19 protein-coding genes are annotated in these 21,575 nt (G+C 33.0%); 1 reads left to right on the plus strand and 18 read right to left on the minus strand.

Features of this window, described 5'->3' with window-relative positions:
- Positions 1-242: 242 nt before the first annotated feature.
- Positions 243-1,040, plus strand: a complete 798-nt coding sequence (locus tag KQI85_RS08185) for a hypothetical protein (RefSeq protein ID WP_216575605.1) — start codon at positions 243-245, stop codon at positions 1,038-1,040.
- Positions 1,041-1,175: 135 nt separating this feature from the next.
- On the opposite strand, the gene KQI85_RS08190 is transcribed toward KQI85_RS08185, so the two are convergent.
- The 18 genes from KQI85_RS08190 to KQI85_RS08275 all read right to left on the minus strand — a co-directional run bounded on the left by KQI85_RS08190 (position 1,176) and on the right by KQI85_RS08275 (position 21,516).
- Positions 1,176-2,363, minus strand: coding sequence for a MalY/PatB family protein (locus KQI85_RS08190; protein ID WP_216575606.1), 1,188 nt, complete (start codon positions 2,361-2,363; stop codon positions 1,176-1,178).
- The gene (locus KQI85_RS08195; protein ID WP_216575607.1) at positions 2,344-3,522 is read right to left on the minus strand and encodes a PLP-dependent aspartate aminotransferase family protein; all 1,179 of its coding nucleotides are present in this window, start codon (positions 3,520-3,522) and stop codon (positions 2,344-2,346) included. The genes KQI85_RS08190 and KQI85_RS08195 overlap by 20 nt, the downstream gene beginning before the upstream one ends.
- Before the next feature lie 350 nt (positions 3,523-3,872).
- The gene (locus KQI85_RS08200) at positions 3,873-4,640 is read right to left on the minus strand and encodes a ThiF family adenylyltransferase (RefSeq protein ID WP_216575608.1); all 768 of its coding nucleotides are present in this window, start codon (positions 4,638-4,640) and stop codon (positions 3,873-3,875) included.
- A 202-nt stretch (positions 4,641-4,842) separates the two neighbouring features.
- Complete coding sequence (locus KQI85_RS08205) at positions 4,843-5,709, minus strand: hypothetical protein (RefSeq protein ID WP_216575609.1); 867 nt, start codon at positions 5,707-5,709, stop codon at positions 4,843-4,845.
- A gap of 170 nt (positions 5,710-5,879) precedes the next feature.
- Positions 5,880-6,641 carry a DeoR/GlpR family DNA-binding transcription regulator gene (locus KQI85_RS08210; RefSeq protein WP_216575610.1) on the minus strand — a complete coding sequence of 254 codons (762 nt, stop codon included), beginning with the start codon at positions 6,639-6,641 and terminating at the stop codon, positions 5,880-5,882.
- Positions 6,642-6,756: 115 nt separating this feature from the next.
- Positions 6,757-8,409 (minus strand): phosphoenolpyruvate--protein phosphotransferase, encoded by a 1,653-nt coding sequence (gene ptsP, locus KQI85_RS08215; RefSeq protein ID WP_216575611.1) that lies wholly within the window; start codon positions 8,407-8,409, stop codon positions 6,757-6,759.
- Between the two features lie 175 nt (positions 8,410-8,584).
- Positions 8,585-8,842: an HPr family phosphocarrier protein gene (locus KQI85_RS08220; RefSeq protein WP_216575612.1), complete on the minus strand. Its 258-nt coding sequence runs from the start codon at positions 8,840-8,842 to the stop codon at positions 8,585-8,587.
- Between the two features lie 279 nt (positions 8,843-9,121).
- Complete coding sequence (locus KQI85_RS08225) at positions 9,122-11,020, minus strand: fructose-specific PTS transporter subunit EIIC (RefSeq protein WP_216575613.1); 1,899 nt, start codon at positions 11,018-11,020, stop codon at positions 9,122-9,124.
- A 131-nt stretch (positions 11,021-11,151) separates the two neighbouring features.
- Complete coding sequence (gene pfkB, locus KQI85_RS08230; RefSeq protein WP_216575614.1) at positions 11,152-12,072, minus strand: 1-phosphofructokinase; 921 nt, start codon at positions 12,070-12,072, stop codon at positions 11,152-11,154.
- A 568-nt stretch (positions 12,073-12,640) separates the two neighbouring features.
- Positions 12,641-14,905, minus strand: a complete 2,265-nt coding sequence (gene lon, locus KQI85_RS08235; protein WP_216575615.1) for an endopeptidase La — start codon at positions 14,903-14,905, stop codon at positions 12,641-12,643.
- A 165-nt stretch (positions 14,906-15,070) separates the two neighbouring features.
- Positions 15,071-15,511, minus strand: coding sequence for a MarR family winged helix-turn-helix transcriptional regulator (locus tag KQI85_RS08240; protein ID WP_216575616.1), 441 nt, complete (start codon positions 15,509-15,511; stop codon positions 15,071-15,073).
- A gap of 53 nt (positions 15,512-15,564) precedes the next feature.
- Positions 15,565-15,879, minus strand: coding sequence for a thioredoxin (trxA, locus tag KQI85_RS08245; protein WP_216575617.1), 315 nt, complete (start codon positions 15,877-15,879; stop codon positions 15,565-15,567).
- Positions 15,880-15,990: 111 nt separating this feature from the next.
- A complete protein-coding gene (locus KQI85_RS08250) occupies positions 15,991-16,875 on the minus strand; it encodes an NAD(P)/FAD-dependent oxidoreductase (RefSeq protein WP_216575618.1) in 885 nt (294 codons plus the stop codon).
- A 168-nt stretch (positions 16,876-17,043) separates the two neighbouring features.
- A complete protein-coding gene (locus tag KQI85_RS08255; RefSeq protein ID WP_216575619.1) occupies positions 17,044-17,205 on the minus strand; it encodes a hypothetical protein in 162 nt (53 codons plus the stop codon).
- A gap of 144 nt (positions 17,206-17,349) precedes the next feature.
- Positions 17,350-18,126, minus strand: coding sequence for a ZIP family metal transporter (locus tag KQI85_RS08260; protein ID WP_216575620.1), 777 nt, complete (start codon positions 18,124-18,126; stop codon positions 17,350-17,352).
- A 564-nt stretch (positions 18,127-18,690) separates the two neighbouring features.
- The gene (locus KQI85_RS08265; protein ID WP_216575621.1) at positions 18,691-19,158 is read right to left on the minus strand and encodes a DUF2798 domain-containing protein; all 468 of its coding nucleotides are present in this window, start codon (positions 19,156-19,158) and stop codon (positions 18,691-18,693) included.
- Between the two features lie 330 nt (positions 19,159-19,488).
- Entirely contained in the window at positions 19,489-19,992 is a 504-nt protein-coding gene (locus KQI85_RS08270; RefSeq protein ID WP_216575622.1) for a CarD family transcriptional regulator, read from the minus strand.
- Positions 19,993-20,457: 465 nt separating this feature from the next.
- A complete protein-coding gene (locus KQI85_RS08275; RefSeq protein ID WP_253293795.1) occupies positions 20,458-21,516 on the minus strand; it encodes an AEC family transporter in 1,059 nt (352 codons plus the stop codon).
- Between the last annotated feature and the right edge of the window lie 59 nt (positions 21,517-21,575).

Here is a 21,575-nt window from a genome sequence, read left to right on the forward strand (position 1 = left end):
TTAAGTTAATATTATCATATACCCACACAATTTCAATAGAGGTACTGTTTTTTAAGAACAATTTTATTAATTGATAGTATAATTTGAAAAATTTTAATATTTTTTATTTTCAAACAATTAGTTCATTCCATTATATGTGCCGATAAGAACTATTGAAGTTATATTAATTACTTTTTTTAGATTTCATTAAATTCGGCATACTATTAATATTATAATATTCGAAATATAAGGAGGATTTTTTTATGATAGACTTAGCTAATGAAATTGATCTTACTGAACTTAGTAGCTTAAATATATCTACTACTGACAGTATTTTTAACCTTACCAAGGAAACTGTTGAACTACTTCCAAGAGTCCGTACCGATGAGATATACCTTATGTATATGGCAATTGATACATTTGAAGAAAAAGAAAATCTTAAAAGAGCTTCTGATTATAACAAACTTCTTGGTGCATTATTTGATTTTTTTGATAATATAAGTACTATTGATGAGTTCATTATGTTCTGTGATACTAAAAAATGGGAGTCTGTTATTAAAAAACTTGAAAGTTCACTTAAAGAAACTATACCAGAGACTAATGGTATGAATGGTAAGATATTCTATAATATGGCTATTATGAATCTTAAAGCAAGACTAGACCAGATTGCCAATATGGATTCTTATGAAGCAGAGATTAATCATACTTATGTAACAGATACAGATATCTCTACTTTTTCACAGCTTACAAGAGTCCATGTATCAATGACTCTTGAAACTTTACTTATGAAGCTTCTAAGAACAAGCATCGAAGAAGGTGGTTCTATGAAGAATGATAAATGGACACTTAAGGGCTATCGTAAGAATTATATGGCTGTTAATACTGATTATTATGTATATGATGATATCGTAAGCTGTTCTTTTGATAATGGCAAGATATTCAATCTTAAGGAATCTGTTCCAGGAATATCAATGCTTGAGATGTCTGAACTTTATGATGATTATTTTGTAAAACATAAAAAACTTGTATTTGATTTGATATGTGATAAATCAAATATATAATTATATAATTACATAACTATATAATCAAAACAAGTGACTTATGCTTTAAATTCTAATAATTAAAACATAAGTCACTATTATTATGCCTTTTTGATATTACTATTAATAGCTTTTATTATACTATTTCAGATTCCATCAATAATTTTTATTTAACGCATCTCTTATTCTGTCAAGTGCTTCTGTTAGTACTTGTCTTGTACAAGCTGTATTGATTCTCTGATAACCATATCCGGTCTTGCCAAATATTCTTCCACTATCTAACCAAAGTTTTGCTTTCTTAACTATCAAGTCTTCCACTTCTGCCGGTGTCAGACCTGTTCCATTAAAGTCTAACCATATAAGATATGTGCCTTCGTGGTCTGTCATTGTAACTCCAGGCAGATTCTTGTCTATGTATTCTTTAGCAAACTGAATATTATTCCATACATATTCTTTCATAGCTTTATACCATTCTTCGCCATTATCATAGGCTGCTTTACATGCAACAAGCCCAAATACACCAAGCTGGCTATATCCTGCCCTGTCAAGCTGTTTCTTAAATGTTTTTCTAAGGCTCTCATTAGGAATAAACAGATTAGATATCTGAAGTCCTGCAAGGTTAAATGTCTTACTTGGTGAAGTACATGTTATTGTGATATCTTTGTATTCTTCTTTTATATCTGCAAAGACCTGATGTCTGCCTTTAAATACAAAATCTGCATGAATCTCATCACTTACAACAATTACATTATGTTTTAAACAGATATCACCAATCGTCTCAAGTTCTTCTCGTGTCCATACTCGTCCAACAGGATTATGTGGATTACATAGGAAGAACATCTTAACGTCTTCTTCTACTATCTTCTTCTCAAAATCTTCATAGTCAATATGATATCTGTTATCTTCACCTTTATATAAATCACTGCTTACAAGCTTTCTATCATTATCTTCTATAACTTCTCTAAAAGGATAGTATACAGGAAGATTAATAAGTATACTATCTTTAGGCTTAGTATATGCACTAACTGCCATTGCAAGTGCAAATACTATTCCCGGTGTCTTAACAAGCCATTCTTCTCTTATATCCCAATCATAATGTCGCTTCATCCAACCGGCAACACTGTCAAAATATGGTTTTTTAACTTCACTATAACCAAATATTCCATGATTAACTTCTTCTATTAATGCATCCTGAATATATGATGAAGTCTGAAAATCCATATCTGCTACCCAAAGTGGAAGTACATCTTGTGGCATTCCACGCTCGATAGCAAAATCATATTTAAGACAATTAGTGTCTTTTCTATTATTTACTTTATCAAAATCAAGATTTCTTTCTGCCATGAAGTTCCTCTCCAATCTCTTTAAATACTTTGTCAAGTTCTTCGATCAAATCATCTACATCTTCAATTCCTACAGACATTCTAAGTGTATTCTCTGTAATTCCATTCTTCTCTCTAATCTCTTTTGGTACATCTGCATGTGTCTGTGTTGTAGGATATGTTATAAGCGTCTCAACTCCGCCAAGGCTCTCTGCATATTTGATCATTCGAATCTTCTCAAGAATTGCAAGTGCAAATTCTTTACTCTCAAGTTTGAATGTTAACATTGAACCAAAGCCTCTGCTTTGTTTTTTCATTATCTCATGTCCAGGGTGTGATGTTAATCCAGGATATATAACTTCTGTTACACCGTCTTGTTCTACAAGCCAGTCAGCAATCTTAATTGCATTAGCCTGTGCTTTCTCCATTCTTATTCCAAGTGTCTTGATTCCTCTAAGTATTAACCAGCTGTCAAATGGAGCAAGTCCTGCACCTGTTGTCTTTATTAAAAATCTTAGTTTTTCGCTTATATCATCTTTGTTAGTTACAATGAATCCTGCAAGTGTATCATTATGTCCACCAAGGAATTTTGTTCCACTATGAAGAACAACATCTGCTCCAAGATCGAGTGGATTTTGAAAATATGGTGATAAGAATGTATTATCTACTATAAGTAATATTCCATGTTTTTTAGTTATCTTTGATAATTCTTCAATGTCTGTAACATTCATCATAGGGTTCGTTGGTGTCTCTATATATACTGCCTTTGTATCTTCAGTTATATATGATTCAACATCTTCTTTGTAACAGTCTATGCTTGTGAACTTTAATCCATTTTTCTTAGATACATTATCAAAAAGTCTTATACTGCCACCATACAGATCTGAATCTACTATCAAGTGATCTCCCGGTTTAAATATCTCCATCAAAAGTGTAATTGCTGCCATTCCACTTGAAAGTGCAAGTGCATCTGTTCCATTTTCGAGTGAAGCTACTATCTTCTCTAAGTGTTCCTTAGTAGGGTTTTGTAATCTGCTATAATCAAATCCTGTACTCTTTCCAACTCCTGCATGTGCATAAGTTGCTGTCTGATATATTGGATAACTTATTGCTCCGTAATTATTGATACTGCCCTCTTCTTCTTCGAGGTGCAGGCATTTTGTTTCTATTTTTCTTGCCATATACATTCCTCCGTATCCTATATCTTAGATTTATGTCAGTCCAATCAGATTCATTAATTTAAGTTTGTTATATCTATTAATATGATGACACATATAATTGCAATAATCATTAAAGCATGACAATCTACGCTAACCATATATACTTAATGTATATATGTATCTAATTGGTCAACCCTTTTAGTAACTTTATTCTATCAGAATACTAGGAAAAGTGTTAATCTATTTTTTCTTTAATCAGATATAGAAATAACCTATAACAGAACATCTCCATTATAGGTTCTCTATTATCCTTAATTAATCTGACATAATAATACTATCATTATCAATCTAATTAATCATTATCAATCTAATTAATCTCTATATTTGAATTCGGCAAGATCTTTTACAACTTCTCCGGCGATAATAAGTCCTGCTACTGATGGAACGAATGCTACTGAGCCTGGTATATCTCTTCTCTCTGTACATTTATGTTCCGCACCAGGTGGACATATACAATTAGTTCTACAACTAATTGACATATCTTCGATTGGTCTTGTTGGTTTTTCTTCTGAATATACTACTTTTAGTTTTTTAACGCCTCTCTTCTTAAGTTCACGTCTCATTACTTTGGCAAGTGGGCATACTTTTGTCTTATAGATATCTGCTACCTGAAACATACTTGCATCAAGCTTATTACCTGCTCCCATGCTGCTTATTATTGGCACATTATAAGCCTGTGCTTTCATTACAAGTTCAATCTTTGCTGTAACAGTATCAACAGCATCAACCACATAATCATATTCATCAAAAGGAAACTCATCTGCATTCTCAGGTAAAAAAAAGCACTTGTGAATTCTTACGTCAGCTTTTGGATTAATCTCTAATATTCTGTCACGCATTACTTCGGCTTTATATTTACCAACAGTTTTTCTTGTAGCTATTATCTGACGGTTTAAATTAGTCAGGCATACTTTATCATCATCTATTAAGTCAAATGCTCCTACTCCGCTTCTGCACAAAGCTTCGCATACATATCCACCTACTCCGCCTACTCCAAATATAGCAACCCTTGAATTCTCAAGCTTTGCCATTGCATCTTTTCCAAGTAATAATTCCGTTCTTGAAAATTGTGTTAACACAATCATTCCTCCTTATAAATCCTTATAATATTATAACATCCAGGCAATAGCCAGTGCTATTTTTCACATAATTAAATTATCTCACAACAAAATAGCGGATGATTAACACCCGCTACTCTAAATGTTACTCTACTAATCTGATAGGATATATTATAATGCCTATAATTCATTTCGTCAACATCTTATACATTTCTATATATCATCACTTTGACGTTACATTCTCAATATTCTCTTTTGTCAGATTAACATAGCTTACATTAATTGATTCAACTGCTGAAAAATATGAATTGTACCACTTATCATAATCTGTTTTGCTTATAATATTCTCTGCACCATTCTCTGTAACATAATATACTATACCGGCATTCTCTTTATCAATTTCTTTTGGAAATGAATTGCCATTAAAGTCTTTAGCTGCATAGCTTAAGTTCCATGCATCAACTGATGCTACAAGTTCATACACTTTTCGTTCTTCATTATACTTATACAGATTATATGGCCAAAAGCTGTCACCTGCAAGCCCCTGATTATGCGACCACATCGCCTTTACAAGTCCATTGCTATAAAACTCTGCCTGTGGAACTTCCATAAGTTCAAGGCTTATACTTCCATTATCTTCATTATAATCATATACATTCATTACCTGTCCTGACACCGGTGCTGTTATGTAATTAATAATTAATTCTGCACTGCCATCATTATCAATATCGCTTATTGCAAATGTATTATCACTCATCTCGCCAAAACTTTCATCATAAGCACAGTCACTACCATCAGGAAATGTATGATTATTGGCAAAATCATAAAGTGCGGCTTTATATATATCATTAATATCAACATCATCTGCTGCTTCCTGTTTATCCATACCTGATTCAGTACCTTCATCTGATACTTTTAAATCGCCTTTTTTATCTGTAGTATCTTCTGATGACTTCTCTATATCGCTCTGTTTGGTCTGCATAATTGAATTATCTGTCTTATCCTGTGAACCAGGATTCCCACATGCAATAATCTGCGTAGCTATTGCAGATATTCCTAATAACATTATAGTACATCTCTTAATTGTCATATCAAACCGCCTCCAGCTATATTTTTACAGATACATATATCTATTTGCATCTTAATATATGTCTCCCGTTATGTTAACTTGATTATATCATCGTAAATACATGTTCGCATCTTAAGTTTTTATTACAACGGCTTAAATTTTTGACAGAAATATATGTTTTATTGGCATTATCATATACCTATATTGCTATGTGCAACCATTATATTATCGCAATCACCAAATGTATCTTTTGGAACAGAATTGGTTATAATTATAGCATCTTCAAATCTTGCAAACGCAACAGAAGTTACTTTACCAAACTTCTCTTTGTCAGCAAGAATATATCTATGGTTACAATGTTCCATTGCGATCTTCTTAATCATTGCTTCATTACTATCCGGTGTACTAAATCCACATTTTCTATTAATTCCATTAGTTCCAAAAAAACCTTTTGTAAAATGATAATCTTTTATATTAATCAATGCCTGGCTTCCAACAACTGCTTCTGTAGTCCCTTTTAATTCACCACCGATTATTATCACATGAAAACCTGCTGCGGCAAGTTTTCTCGCATGTGTGACAGCATTAGTAACATAAGTTGCATTCTTTTGTGTAATATAATCTATCATATATCCGGTCGTTGTTCCGGCATCAATATATACAAAATCATCTTCATTAATAAGTTTTGCGGCATATTGTGCTATTATCTGCTTTTCATCTGTGTTAACATCCTCTTTTTGAGAAACTGAAAGTTCAGTTGTCATAACGTTCTCTTCTGCAAGAACAGCCCCGCCAAATACTTTTACGAGTTTATTCTCTCTGTCAAGAACCATAAGATCACGTCTTATTGTTGATTCTGATACATTAAGACGTTCTTTTATCTCTGTAACAGTTATACTTCCTTTTTCTTTTAATAATTGTAATATTATATCATGTCTCTGCTCAGTGAGCATAATACACACCTCCTGATAATCTCTTCTAGCAGGTGCATTATCTAATAATCTGTGGGCTATATATAAGCCCACAGACAGCATATATCTCTTTTTATTAATCTATTAATTTTGCATATTATTTTGCACCACTATTCTTAATATACTCCTTAACGTCAGTTTCCACAATGATTTTTCTTATTGGAAGTACACTTCCCGGTGATACTGAAAGTTCATCAACACCCATTGCAAGAAAATCTCTTGTAAGTTCCGTATCAGCACCAAGCTCTCCACATATACCAGCCCAGATACCTTCTTTATGTGCATTTTCAACTACCATTCTTATCATCTCAAGTATTGCCGGATGATGTGCATCATAGAATTTGTCAAGCTTTGGATTCTGTCTGTCTATTGCAAGTGTATACTGAGTCAGATCGTTGGTTCCTATACTGAAGAAATCTACCATCTTAGCAAGTGCCCTGCTTATAATTACAGCAGCAGGTGTCTCAATCATAATACCAGACTGTGGATTGCCAAATGGTATATTCTCTTTTGTAAGTTCATCCTTAACTTCCTGCTCAATACGTTTTATCTCTTCAACTTCCCATGTACTTGTTATCATAGGATACATTATTGCAAGATTACCAAATGCACTGGCTCTAAATAATGCTCTAAGCTGAGTTTTGAATACTTCTGGTCTTGTAAGACATATTCTTATTGCTCTATATCCTAATGCCGGATTAGCTTCTTTATCCATATTAAAATAATCGCATTGTTTATCCGCACCTATATCAAGTGTTCTTATAATGACTTGTTTGCCAGCCATTGTCTCTACTACTGTTTTATATATTGTAAACTGTTCCTCTTCTGTTGGATAATCATCTTTATCAAGATAAATGAATTCACTTCTAAAAAGTCCAATTCCTGATGCATCATTTTGTAATACAAGTGCAAGATCTTTTATATTACCAATGTTTGCATAAAGTTTTACTTTTTGTCCATCAAGAGTAACATTTTCTTTTCCTTTTAATTTTTGTAAAAGAAGTTTCTTATTGTCATCTTCTTCTTTCTTCTTAGTCATTATCTTAATTGTCTCTTCATCAGGATCTACATAGATACAGCCATTTTCTCCATCTACTATACCAAGTTTGCCATCAACTGTATCATCAAGTGGCATATTAGTTCCAATAAGTGATGGTATGCTCATTGTTCTTGCAAGAATTGCTGTATGTGAGTTAAGAGAACCTTCTACAGTTACGAATGAAAGGACTTTTTCTTTATCCATCTGAACTGTCTCTGAAGGTGCAAGATCTAACGCAACTACTATAACCGGTTCATCAGCACTTACACCTGACTGACTTTTTCCTGACAAAATTGTAATAAGACGTTCCGAGATATCTTTGACATCTGCTGCACGTCCTCTCATATATTCATCATCCATTGCCGCAAACATCTGTGAGAAATTATCTCCAGTAGTTGCAACTGCATATTCTGCATTCATATTCTGTGATTCGATTATATTAACAACTGATTCTTCATATCCATCATCTTCAAGCATCATCTGATGTATCTCGAATATAGCCGCATTAGCTTCACCAACTTCTTTTAATGCTTTATCATAAAGATCTTGTAACTGTCTTGTAGCTTCGCTTACAGCATCTTTATATCTCTTTATCTCAGCTTGTGTATCTTCTATTCTTGTTCTCTTTACAAGCTGTTCACCCTTTTTATATACAGAGATCTTGCCTATTGCAATTCCTTTAAATACGCTTTTTCCGTTATATTTGTTCATAATTATAACCCCTTCCTGTGTTACCATAATCTGCAATTAATAATTCTATTCAATGTACGCAGTTAACAAGTTATATTGTGTTCTTTGCATTACATATTTTGCTATTTTTTTAACGATGTATTAATATATAAAGAGGACATATTGTGTCCCCTTCATATATTGAATATAAAAACTATTACATCTTTTCTTTCATAAATTCCTGCATCTTAGCTGCTGCTGCATCTTCATCAGGACCTTCGCATGTAATTGTTACTTCATTACCATTCTTTACTGCAAGTGCCATAATTGTAAAAATCTTCTTGCAATCACCACTTTTTCCATCTTTTTCTAATGTAATCTTGCTCTCGAATTCTTTAGCCGCTTTAACAAGCTCTCCTGCTGGACGTGCGTGAATTCCTTCTGGATCTGTTATTGTATAATTGAACTGTTTCATATTAAATACTTCCTTTCTTATTATTGATATTTATATTTTTGGTTTTTAATTATTCAATCACTTTTCCTATTGGTTTAACAATTTTTATTGTAAGGTGATTATGAATATTTTAGGAAAAGTATGGCTGAATAAAAACAAATTATATTTCATAATCACCTTATAAACTATTTGCTTACACTATTTTTTCGGCTGCTTAAGTCATATTCTTTATAGTTTTTTAATCTTTTTACAGCATTTTTACTATAAATTTTATATTTGCGCATCTTTTTTTGTGTATTTTTACTGTACTACTTTTTTCTTAAGAATACCAAGTAATAATGTTGATACTGCTGTTCCTGCTACAAGTGCTACAATATATAGCAAAGCATTACCTACTACAGGGAATACGAAGATTCCACCATGAGGAGCCATAAGTGTACATTTGAATATCATGCTTAATGCACCTGCAACACCTGAACCTATAAGGCATGATGGTATTACATGAAGTGGATCTGCTGCTGCATAAGGAATAGCACCCTCTGTTATAAACGCAAGTCCCATTACAAAGTTAGTTGGACCTGATTCTCTTTCTTCTTTTGTAAATTTATCTTTAAATAATATTGTTGCAAGTGCGATTGCGCAAGGTGGAACCATACCACCAATCATAACTGCTGCCATTATGTCATAATTACCAGCTGCGATTGCTCCTGTACCAAATAGATAAGCTGCTTTATTGAATGGACCACCCATATCTATTGCCATCATTGCTGCAAGGACAAAACCAAGTAACAATTTGCTTGAATCACCCATACTTGCAAGTCCATTATTAAGGCCTGTATTAATTATACCCATTATTGGTTCAACAATATAGTTCATGCAAAGTCCGGTAACAAGAATACCCACTACAGGATATATAAGAACTGGTGCTATTTTTTCAAGAGCTTCCGGAAGTTTTTCACATACTTTTCTAAGTCCAAGGATTAGATATCCTGCAAGGAAACCTGCAACTATTGCTCCAAGGAAACCTGACTTACCATTAGCTGCTATATAACCACCTACAAATCCAAGTGCAAGTGCCGGTCTGTCACCGATTGCCATAGCAATATAACCTGCCAGTATTGGAAGCATGAATCCAAATGCGGCACCACCTATTCCTTTGAATAATGCTGCTATTGGTGTAATTGTACCAAAGTTACTTCTATCTGCTTCAGCTAATGAATTGATATCAACGCTGAAACCATCAATAAGGAAAGCTATTGCTATAAGAATACCACCACCTACTACGAATGGAAGCATATGTGATACACCATTCATAAGCTGTGTATATATCTGATGTCCGATTCCGCCTTTTTTAGTCTCTGACTTCTGTGGTGCATTCTTAGATGTATATACAGGTGCATCTTTTCTAAGTGCTCTCTGTATAAGTTCATCTGCTTTATTGATTCCATCTGATACCGGACATTCTATAACATGTTTGCCATCAAATCTGTCCATTGGTACCTGTGCATCTGCTGCGACAATAATGCAATCTGCTTCTTCAATCTCTTTAGCAGTAAGTACATTTTTCGCACCACCTGACCCTCTTGTCTCAATCTTAACTGCACATCCTGCTTTTTTAGCTGCTTTTTCAATTCCTTCCGCTGCCATATATGTGTGTGCAATACCTGTTGGACATGATGTAACTGCAAGAATCTTCGCATTGTTGCCTGATGTAGCTTCTAATCTCGCGTCAATACTCTTTGCTTCGTTATCAGCTTCATCAATAATCTTTAAAAATTCATCAACATTCTTTGCTGATTTTAGTGATTCTGTAAATTCTTCATTCATAAGAAGTACTGATAACTTGCTTAATACATCAAGATGTACATTATCTTTTGTATCAGGTGCAGCAATAAGGAAAATGATATTAACTGGTTCACCATCAAGTGAATCAAAGTCAACTCCGTTCTTTACTACCATTGCTGCAAGTCCAGGTTTTGTAACTGCACTACATTTGCCATGTGGAATTGCAATGCCCTCTCCAATACCTGTTGTACTCTCTTCTTCTCTCTTAAATACCTGCTTTTTATAAGCTTCTGTGTCTTTAATCTTGCCACTTTTTGCCATAAGTGCAACTGCTTCATTAAGTGCTTCTTCTTTTGTCTTTGGTGAAGCATTAAGATTAATACTTCTCTTGTCTAATAAATCCGTAATTCTCATATAAACCTCCTATTCTGAGTATTCGCTATACTCATATATTATATTCTGTGTCTTCCCTTACACAGTTAGTAATCTTTACACCCTGTTTTATTCTTTAATATACTTTCTACATTATTTTGCATTATCTTGTATTATCTTTTTCTGGTAACATCTACTTGTCTGTACAAGTCCATAACTTCCTCTTTTGTTGCCAGATTTTTAGAAAAAGCACTTGCACTTCCTGTTGATATCCCCATCTTAAATGCTTCTTCATAAGAACCACTTTTTTGATATCCTGCTATAAATCCTGCTACCATCGAATCTCCTGCACCGACTGAATTGATAAGTTCGCCTTTTGGTGCCGGTGCTTCATATACACTTCCATCTTCTGCTACAAGGACTGCACCTTTTCCTCCCATAGATATAAGTACATTTCTTGCACCTTTTTCCTGAAGTTTCATTGCATATGGTACAACTGATTCTTTTGTCTGAAGTGTAACACCGAATATCTCTCCAAGTTCATGCTGATTAGGCTTTATTAAAAATGGACCATAAGGAAGGACATTCATAAGAAGCTTGCTTGTCGCATCAACAACGAACATAATGCCTCTGTCTTTTAGCTGTCTCATTATATTCATATATGTGTCACTTGACATCGATGATGGAATACTTCCTGCTAGAACAAGTATGTCACCTCCTTTTAGATTATCAAGTTTTGCCATCAGAAGTCTTATATTCTCTTCATCTATAACCGGACCCTGTCCATTAATCTCAGTACCGTCAATTGATTTGAGTTTAAGATTAATTCTTGAGATTCCTTCTCTAATCTCGATGAATTCTGTCTTAATTCCAAATTCTGAAACTCTTCTCTCGATTTCTTTGCCAACAAATCCCGCCATATAGCCAAGTGCAACATTATCAAATCCAAGATTCTTAAGAACAATCGATACATTAATTCCTTTGCCCCCCGGAAGCATAAGTTCTGTCTTTGTTCTGTTAGTCATTCCAAGCTTAAAATCATCAACATCAACTATATAGTCAAGTGATGGATTAAATGTTACGGTATATATCATTGAGTCACTTCTCCTTTCTAAGCAGGTAATAACTGACGTCTATTATTTTGTATAAAATATTCATTGTTATTATCTTATACTTTGTATGATTCTATACGTCAGCATTATATGCTTTTGTATGATTGTTTTTTCTTTGTTGAGTTTATTATACCGTCATATTCGTTCATTTTCAATCAAACTAATTCACAAATATTTTTTTCTTTTTTGTGCATTTTGTACAGAATATAATTATGTTAATCTACATTTGTTATATATAAATCATGTTATCTTTTTCAAGAGTAGTAAGATATGTGATGTTTTCGATGTTTTAATGATGTTTTTAAGGGATTTTTGCATAATTTTCTTGTGTTCATGCACGTTTTTGACGTTTTACTTTCACTTCTTACATTCGTCACCGATTATGACTGTTTATATTGACTGATAATATTAATTATTAAATACATCTGATATACACGACTTATAATTCAAGCTGCCAACAGACTTTCTTGAAAGACTTATAATGTATAACAAAAAAGCACATAATACCATTTTATATCTGGTACTATGTGCTTTCGCTTTATTATGTATTCTATTTGTCAAATACTATTTTTACAACGTCTTTTATGGTCTCAACCGGTATAATCTCTAACTTATCTTTTGTCTCATCAGGAACTTCATCAAGATCTTTAACATTATCTTTTGGTATAAGAACTTTCTTAACGCCTGCTCTTTCTGCTGCCATCAGTTTCTCTGGAAGTCCTCCTATTGGCATTACATAACCTCTTAATGATATCTCTCCAGTCATTCCTATATGTGGATCAACTTCTTTACCTGTAATAAGTGATATCAGTGCAGTTGTGATTGTAACACCTGCTGATGGACCATCTTTTGGAACAGCACCTTCAGGTACATGAATATGAAGATCATTTTCATCAAACTTATCTGCATACTTAGAATATAGCATCTTTGTAAGGCTTACAGCTATCTGGACTGACTCTTTCATTACATCTCCAAGTTGTCCTGTAATCTGTAATTTGCCATCACCTTTTGTAAATGCACTCTCGATAAATAATATCTCTCCACCTGCCTGTGTCCATGCAAGCCCTGTTACTATACCTGGTCTATTCTTACGATTAAGAGTCTCATGCATATATTCATGTTCATCAAGATATTCATGCAATTTAGTAACACCAACTGTTATCTTCTTACTTTCTCCTAATGCAATCTTATATGCAACATGACGAAGCAATTTGTTAATCTGTTTCTTAAGTCCTCTTACACCTGCTTCTGCTGTATATCCACTTATTATCTTACGTATTGCATCATCTGTTATCTTAACATTCTTAGTACTTATACCAGTCTCTTTCATAGCTTCTGGAATTAGATGTTCTTTCGCTATATAGAACTTTTCAATCGGTGTATATCCATTAAAATTAATAACTTCCATACGATTTAAGAGTGGTTCCGGTATAGTGTCTGTTGAGTTGGCTGTACATACGAATATAACTTTTGACAAGTCGTATGGTGCATTAAGATAATGATCTGTAAAAGTACTATTCTGTTCAGGATCAAGCACTTCAAGAAGTGCACTTGACGGATCTCCATTATAACTTCCGTCACCAAGCTTATCAACTTCATCAAGTACAACAACCGGATTAGCTGAACCACTCTTTCTTATTCCATCCATTATTCTTCCAGGCATCGCTCCTACATAAGTTCTTCTATGCCCTCTAATCTCTGATTCATCATGAACACCACCAAGACTTACTCTTACATATTTTCTTGAAAGTGCTTTTGCTATACTCTTACCGATACTTGTCTTACCTGTTCCCGGAGGACCTGTAAATAATAGAATCGAACCTGTCTGGCTACTCTTAAGTGCCATAATTGCAAGCTGTTCAACTATTCTTCTCTTAACTTTTTTTAATCCATAATGATTAGCGTCAAGAACTTCCTCTGCTCTCTTAAGATCTATATCCGGCTGTTCATCAACTTTCCATTTGAGTGATGTCATAAAATCAAGATAATCATAAAGCATACCATATTCATGACTCTCGCTACCTTCTAGCTTAAGTCTTCTAAGCATTCTCTCTGCTTCCCGCTTAGCTTCTTCATTCATTCCTGATTCATTAATCTTTTTTTCAAACATTCGTTCATCAGATACATTCTCAGGATGCATATCGTCTAACTGTTTCTGTAAGAATTCTATCTTCTTCTTAAGTGCCATCTCTTTATATGCATTCTGCTGTTCTTCATTCTGACTATGCTCTGCAAGATCACTCACTTCATACATAGCTATATATTCATATATAATATCTTTTATCTTATTAAAGCGTTCTTTTCTTGACGGGCTGGCTATTATTCCATATTTTTCTTCCCATCCCGAACTTACATATGGCGAAAGTGCGCATACTAAGTTCGATAATGTGTCAAGATGCATAAGAAATCTTACAAGTCTCATATCCCATTGATATTTTTTCATAAAAGATACAAGCCTAATCTGTACTTCTTTAAAAAGTTCTTTTTCATCTTCTTCGCTAAAATCATCAATCTCCTGACTCTCACAATATTCTGCACTAAACTGTTCCCCATTAACTTTTATATCTGATACATCAACTCTTTTTCTAATTATTATATGAACATTATCATCAACTATCTTCTCAAATGTACCGACAAGTCCTATCGGATAAAAATCATCTGATGTATATTCTTCTGGATCAACATCTTCCTTTTCAAGAAGAAATAAAACTTCATCACCTTTTTTAGGATTCTCTCCCTTTAAAAAACTCTCTTTATCAAAGAAAAAACTAACATCCGGAAGTAAAAGCAAATCATAAATAGGTCTTATTATCATAATAATACGCCTCCTTAATATATCTACATACAGCAAGTCAAAGTTTTATACCAAACTTTGACTTGCTGTTTTTAATATTGTTAGCACTCAAAACTGCCGAGTGCTAACAGGCTTTTGAGATAATATTACTACATTGTATTCAATTGTCAAGTATTTTTGATTGATTTATTCACAAAATTTATTCATAAGCTTATCTAATATCTTCTTAAGAGCTGCCACTTCTTCTTTATCAAGGCTTACACATGCACATAATTTATCTGGAATAAGAATTGCTCTTTCTTTTAATTCTTCGCCTTCATCAGTAATTATTACATTAAGTACACGCTCATCAGTCTTATCTCTCTCTCTTATAATGTAGCCTTTAGACTCAAGTTTTTTTAATACAGGTGTAAGTGTTCCTGAATCAAGATACAATATTTTGCCCATATCTTTTACATTAATTCTCTTATGTTCCCACATTACCATCATCGCAATATACTGTGTATATGTCAAATCAAGCTCATCAAGAAATGGTTTATATCTTCTTACTATCTCTTTTGAACACGCATATAATGGAAAACATAGCTGATTTCCTATTTTTAAACATTCATATTTATCATCACACATCAAATAATCCCTGCCATTTCCATTATTCAAGAAGCGCTAATATGCGAAAAATATTATCTATTAACTGTCTCATCTATAAATTGCTTAAGTGCTGCTTTTGGGACAAAGCCAACATTCTGACTTACAGGTTGTCCATCTTTTAGAATTACTAATGCCGGAATATTAACTATTCCAAATTGTACAGCAAGACTATGATTCTCATCAACATCAATACCATAGAATTCAACATTATCATATTCTCCTGATACTTCTTCAAGAACAGGTGCAAGCATCTTACATGGGTTACACCATGTTGCTGAAAAATCAAGTACTGCATATTTATTTTTTACTGCTTCTTCCAAATTATTATTTACTATTTTCTTTACCATATTAATACATCCTTTCTTATTTTGCAAGGTAATCACTATCGCCTTGCATTAATCTGTTATCGTTTATTGTACTTTTTACTGCATATTGTTTTTGACAAATTAGTATATGCATTACATATGTGCAAGATATGCAACTGCTGATAATGCTGCAACATTACCTTGTCCGGCTGACTTTACATACTGATAGGGTCTTCCGGCTATATCACCACAGGCAAAACAGCCCTCTATTGATGTCTCCATATTAAGATTAACTTCTATATGAGTGCCATCTGTCCTTAGTCCCGGTACAAGTTTATCAGGTGCTATGCTATCTCTTAATATGAAGATACCATCAACACTATATTCTCCATTATCAGTAACTATTATTCTGTTTGTTTTCTCTCCTCTTAATGATCTCGGAATTTCTGTTATAATCTTAATATTTTTGGCACTTTCTATATTCATAAGTTCGTCTTGTTCATTCTTATATATTCTAAAATAGAGAACTTCTTTTGCAATCTCTGCGAGATATTTTACTTCTTCGAATGTCTCTGCATTGTATCCAATTACTGCAACTCTTTTATCCCGATAAAATGTTCCGTCACATGTTGCACAATAACTTACACCTCTTCCAAGCCATTCATTTTCACCCGGAAGTTCTCTTGAATTAACTACTCCCGTTGCAAGAATCACTGTCTTTGCTTCATACATATCGCTTCCGGATTGTAATGCAAAATAATCACCCATTGAGTATACGGTTGTTATCTTTTTGTCTGTAACTTCAATATCAAGCATCTTAAGATGCTCATATAGTTTTTCGTAAAAAGCTTCACCAGTTACTTCTAAAAGTCCGGGATAATTAAGAATTTTATGGGCTTTTTTTACTTTTTCACTTACTTTTGATGTTCCAAAAAGTATTATGTTCTTATTACGAACTTTAGCTGTTATGGCAGCAGATATTCCAGCCGGCCCTGTTCCGATTATTGCTATGTCGTACCTTATATTGTCATTTGCCATATTATCACCTGTCACTCTGATATATTTTTTGTATATATATTAGAGCGAACTCTCCTTTCTTTTTGTTCTTACTGTTCCTATTGTTCTTATTGTTCTTATTATTAAAAATAATCACTAATCTGATTTGAAGTCAATATAAAAAGTTACGATAGATATTACATGTTATTACTAAAGATATTTCTCAAGCTGACTATCGATATCTTTCATATCGTGCGTTGGCTCAAATCTGGCAACCACATTACCATTCCTGTCTGTAAGAAATTCTTCATAATCTCTTAATGAGATATCATTGCCATCTGCTCCTATTACCGAATAATCATATATTGACATAATGTAACCTCCTTGCATACCATTTAATTGTGTACAATCTTCGTTTATAATTAGATTGTACACAATCTTTTTCTGTTTGTCAATATACTTTTTTTTAATTTACAAAATATTTTTTTACTATTCCTTTTTTTACTATTTTTACCATCAGCCAAGTGCCACATCAAGAACCATCATAAGTGCAAATCCAAGAGCTGTTCCTATTGTTCCTATATTACTATGTTTGCCACTTTGAGCTTCTGGAATAAGTTCTTCAACAACTACATATATCATTGCACCTGCTGCAAATGAGAGCAGATATGGCAGCAGTAATCTGACCTGTGCTGCTACTAATATCGTGATAAAACCTCCTATTGGTTCTACTATTCCAGACAACATCCCATATATAAAAGATTTCCATCTTGATACACCCTCACCTCTAAGTGGCATTGATATTATCGCTCCTTCCGGAAAGTTCTGAATTGCTATCCCTATTGATAATGCCATTGCACCTGCCACAGTTATTCCTGTATCTCCCATTGCTGCTCCTGCGTATGCAACTCCAACAGCCATCCCTTCTGGTATATTGTGTAATGTAACAGCGAACATAAGCATAGCTGTCTTCGAAAGATTCGTCTTAACGCCTTCGGGATTATCACTTTCAAGATGCAGATGTGGTACAAATGTATCAAGTGCCAACAAAAATAGTATTCCAAACAAAAATCCTGTAAGTGCCGGTACAAAACTTATTATATTCTGTGCTTTTGCCATATCTATTGATGGAATCAAAAGTGACCATACAGAAGCTGCTATCATAACTCCTGCTGCAAATCCAAGAAGAAGTTTTTCAACAAGTGGACTTATCTTATCTTTCATAAAAAATACCATTGCAGCTCCAAGTGTAGTTCCTGCAAATGGAATAAATAATGTAACAAATTCGGACATATATATTCACCATACCTTTCCTAAATCTAGTTTTAATGATGTCTGGGTCAAAAGTTCTTTCACCCACCTATGAGTAAGCTCACGTGGAGTTAGAGCTTTTGACCCTGGCATCATTTTATTATAAGTAAGCTAACTACTAACCTTTTTATATCATATTAGCACTAACATAATTATGTAATTAATATATGCTATTCTTTGGTATATGCTACAGCATATAATTGGCGTATATAACACAAGATTACATTCATCAACGCTTGCTTACTTTTGTTAGTTGCGACTAACTTCAAGTACATAATATATCATATCATCATTTTTTTCAATACTTTTATTGTGAATATATTAATTTGCTGCTTTATTTTGGATATATGTATTTATACTTCTATCTCATAATATTTCTTAGATATATTAAAGATATAAAAACTGCGTATCAATTATTGAACCATCTCTCTTCTGACTACTTCCACAGGCAAGCCTATGGGGTTTCGCCACAAATTTATAATAGTCACATTACTGATACGCAGTTTTATAAATTATAGATTATACTTTTTTACTTAATAATTGCAATTAATGTTTCTCTGCCTTTTTTGCTAAAAGTCCAAATAGGTTACGCACTGCAGGTCCTGCAAAAAATATCTGAAAACAAAGTGCCATAGGAAAATTCTGTGTCCACTTCATTAACCATAATGCAACTATCTCTTTACCTGGATGCATAAAGAGGATTGTAGCAATAAGGCTCATAACAGGACACATAAGACATACTATCATTGATGATATTGCAAGAAGAATAAATATTGGCTTATCATCAGGTGATACTAATCTAAAAGCTAACTTCTTAGATAACTTCTCAACAACAAAGTATTCAAGAATACATGCTATCGGCCACATAATTGGGATCTCATGGAATGCTATAAGAAATACTTCGTTAGACATAATTCCCTTATCAAGTGCAACATTATAGCAAACCATTGCATATACCATGACAAAAGCCATGACTAATGTAAAAATAATATTTTGTAATTTTGTTTTTGGCATAAATCAATGCCCTCCTTTTCCTAAAAATGGGCGCAAAAAGACACATATGTGTTGTTCGTTATCATGTGAGCTACACACATGTGTCGTTTCCAATTTATTACCAATGAACTTATGCGATTTGTAAAATAACTTACGTAGTATATCATAACATTGTTACGTTTTCAACTATTTTTTGATTAGTCAAACAATTGATTTTTAACCATCATTTTTAACTGGCTATATGTTAATCTAAAACTATGATTATATTCTTGCTTGAAATACTTTGTGAACTAGCCATCACCTAAAGGTAGTGGGGGGTACACTCTAGCTTATAAATCAGACTTTAGACCCTTAATATACATTAGCCATCTGATTAATAATATATCCAGGTACTTCTTCTTCTTCAATTGATAATACATAAGAAAATTCTTCATGAACTTTTTTCTCTGCATCATTCATAATTCTCTCATCAACAACTGGCATCTTCTTACCATTAGTCATAATCTTCTCTTTTCTTCTGTGTAAAATTGCAATCATAGCAATTATTCTACTGATATTATCACTATGAAGAATCTCATTGAAAGACGCTTTTCTAAGATTATTATTATCAATCCATTCAATATCTTCGTTCTTTGAATCAATTATAACCTGATTAATCTCTTTTTCTGACAATACACTTCTTATCGGACTCTTTTTGGCATCCACAGGAACATAGATAACAGATCTTCCATTATGATTAACCGGATGCATTACATAATATAATCTCTCATCTCCTGTGAAATTCTCATTGCGTATATCGTCTATCTGACATATACCTGCAGAAGTGTGAAATACAACATTGTTCTTTTCAAACATATCTTTTCCTCCATTTTTAATTAAGTGCAAATAAGTGAATTCTTACCGTTCAACAATCATGTTCACTATATTATACATACCATTGTATCTGATTAATATATAATATATATTAACACTTTTTTTATAAAAATGTAAGTAAAATTTTCGGATAATTTTCATTAACTGCTTAGTAATAATTATGAATAACAAGGAAAATCCTTATAAAAAATGATTTTTTTACAATCACCTTTTCATCTGTATATAATTTTGACGGTAAATTAGTACTTTCGTCACAGTAAATATTGTTAAACATTAATATTTTTACAAACCATATTAAAATCTAAAAATATTATCATACACTAATACTCTGGATTACAGAACATAAAATATCATCGTTCACCAATATCTCACATTCCAAATATAAGAATGTTATCATCTACTTACATTCTAATTACAGAATATAAAATATCATTATCCACCAATATTCTAAAATAGCGAACTAAGTATGAATGCATATACTGGTAATGTTATTATACTAAGCAAGGTTGTGAATACAACTGAACCTGCAGCAAGTTCTTCATTGTTATTATACTTAATTGCAAACATTGTTGTTATCGCTGCTGTTGGACACGCTTCTAGAATAAGCGTAATCATCGCAACTTCACCTGATGCGTTAATAAGTTTCATAACGAGAAGTCCTACGATTGGTATCAAAAACATTCTCACAGTAATAACAAAGAATAATTTCTTATTCTTAACAAGTTGTTTTAGGTTACTTCCTGCGATTGTAATACCTGTAATAACCATTGATATTGGTGTATTCATATCTCCTACCATTGCAATTGGTGTCTTTATAAACTCCGGAACTGGTATTCTTCCAATGAATATCGCTAATCCAACGAATACTGATAATACCGCCGGACTTGTAAATATTGTCTTCGCTACTTCTTTTGGTGATTGACTTCCTGCTACATAACCAAGTCCAACTGTCCATATAAGAATATTAAACAATGTCAAAAATGCTGTTGCATATAATAAACCTTCTGTACCAAACAGTGCTTTTATAAGTGGAAATCCCATATATCCTGCATTAGAAAAAGAACATGCCATTCGTATGATTCCTCTTACATCCTTGGCTGTTCTAACTGTCACAAGCAACGATATACCTATTCCAACTGCTAACAAAACTGCTGAATACTCAAAAGCTTTTATGAGATTAGTGAGTTTCTCATAATCGAATGTAGCTGTATATGAGTCTATAATCATAGCAGGAATTACAAGATATATAAGCAGATTGGATAATATGCCTTTTCCTTCTTCTTTTATTACATTAGTCTTGTATAATACAGCTCCACATAATATAAGGATAAAAAGTTCTATAACCTGTGTCGCTGTGATTATTGCTAAATCCATATTTTTTCCTCCATTTTTTATAATATTCCAATTAACTAATACTACAATTAAATCTATATCATATTTTAGATAACTGTAGTAATTGACACGTTTTTCAGAATAGCACTCAGCTATATCTTTGTCAATAATCATATAAAAACACCCTTCTCATTACAGCTTAATACTGATAATTGTTATCATTAAATCTCATC

This window comes from Falcatimonas sp. MSJ-15 (genome assembly GCF_018918265.1).
In the GTDB taxonomy this organism is placed as follows: Bacteria; Bacillota; Clostridia; order Lachnospirales; family Lachnospiraceae; genus Falcatimonas.

Bases quoted from the DNA above. Each gene is read 5' to 3' on its own strand.
- KQI85_RS08240 (WP_216575616.1), bottom strand. From the start codon at position 15,511: ATGTGTGATGATAAATATGAATGTTTAAAAATAGGAAATCAGCTATGT.
- pfkB (WP_216575614.1), bottom strand. From the start codon at position 12,072: ATGATATATACCGTAACATTTAATCCATCACTTGACTATATAGTTGAT.
- KQI85_RS08270 (WP_216575622.1), bottom strand. From the start codon at position 19,992: ATGTTTGAAAAGAACAATGTTGTATTTCACACTTCTGCAGGTATATGT.
- trxA (WP_216575617.1), bottom strand. From the start codon at position 15,879: ATGGTAAAGAAAATAGTAAATAATAATTTGGAAGAAGCAGTAAAAAAT.
- KQI85_RS08250 (WP_216575618.1), bottom strand. From the start codon at position 16,875: ATGGCAAATGACAATATAAGGTACGACATAGCAATAATCGGAACAGGG.
- KQI85_RS08275 (WP_253293795.1), bottom strand. From the start codon at position 21,516: ATGATTATTGACAAAGATATAGCTGAGTGCTATTCTGAAAAACGTGTC.
- KQI85_RS08255 (WP_216575619.1), bottom strand. From the start codon at position 17,205: ATGTCAATATATGATTATTCGGTAATAGGAGCAGATGGCAATGATATC.
- KQI85_RS08220 (WP_216575612.1), bottom strand. From the start codon at position 8,842: ATGAAACAGTTCAATTATACAATAACAGATCCAGAAGGAATTCACGCA.
- KQI85_RS08185 (WP_216575605.1), top strand. From the start codon at position 243: ATGATAGACTTAGCTAATGAAATTGATCTTACTGAACTTAGTAGCTTA.
- KQI85_RS08265 (WP_216575621.1), bottom strand. From the start codon at position 19,158: ATGCCAAAAACAAAATTACAAAATATTATTTTTACATTAGTCATGGCT.
- KQI85_RS08190 (WP_216575606.1), bottom strand. From the start codon at position 2,363: ATGGCAGAAAGAAATCTTGATTTTGATAAAGTAAATAATAGAAAAGAC.
- KQI85_RS08205 (WP_216575609.1), bottom strand. From the start codon at position 5,709: ATGACAATTAAGAGATGTACTATAATGTTATTAGGAATATCTGCAATA.
- KQI85_RS08260 (WP_216575620.1), bottom strand. From the start codon at position 18,126: ATGTCCGAATTTGTTACATTATTTATTCCATTTGCAGGAACTACACTT.
- KQI85_RS08210 (WP_216575610.1), bottom strand. From the start codon at position 6,641: ATGCTCACTGAGCAGAGACATGATATAATATTACAATTATTAAAAGAA.
- KQI85_RS08225 (WP_216575613.1), bottom strand. From the start codon at position 11,020: ATGAGAATTACGGATTTATTAGACAAGAGAAGTATTAATCTTAATGCT.
- lon (WP_216575615.1), bottom strand. From the start codon at position 14,905: ATGATAATAAGACCTATTTATGATTTGCTTTTACTTCCGGATGTTAGT.
- KQI85_RS08195 (WP_216575607.1), bottom strand. From the start codon at position 3,522: ATGGCAAGAAAAATAGAAACAAAATGCCTGCACCTCGAAGAAGAAGAG.
- ptsP (WP_216575611.1), bottom strand. From the start codon at position 8,409: ATGAACAAATATAACGGAAAAAGCGTATTTAAAGGAATTGCAATAGGC.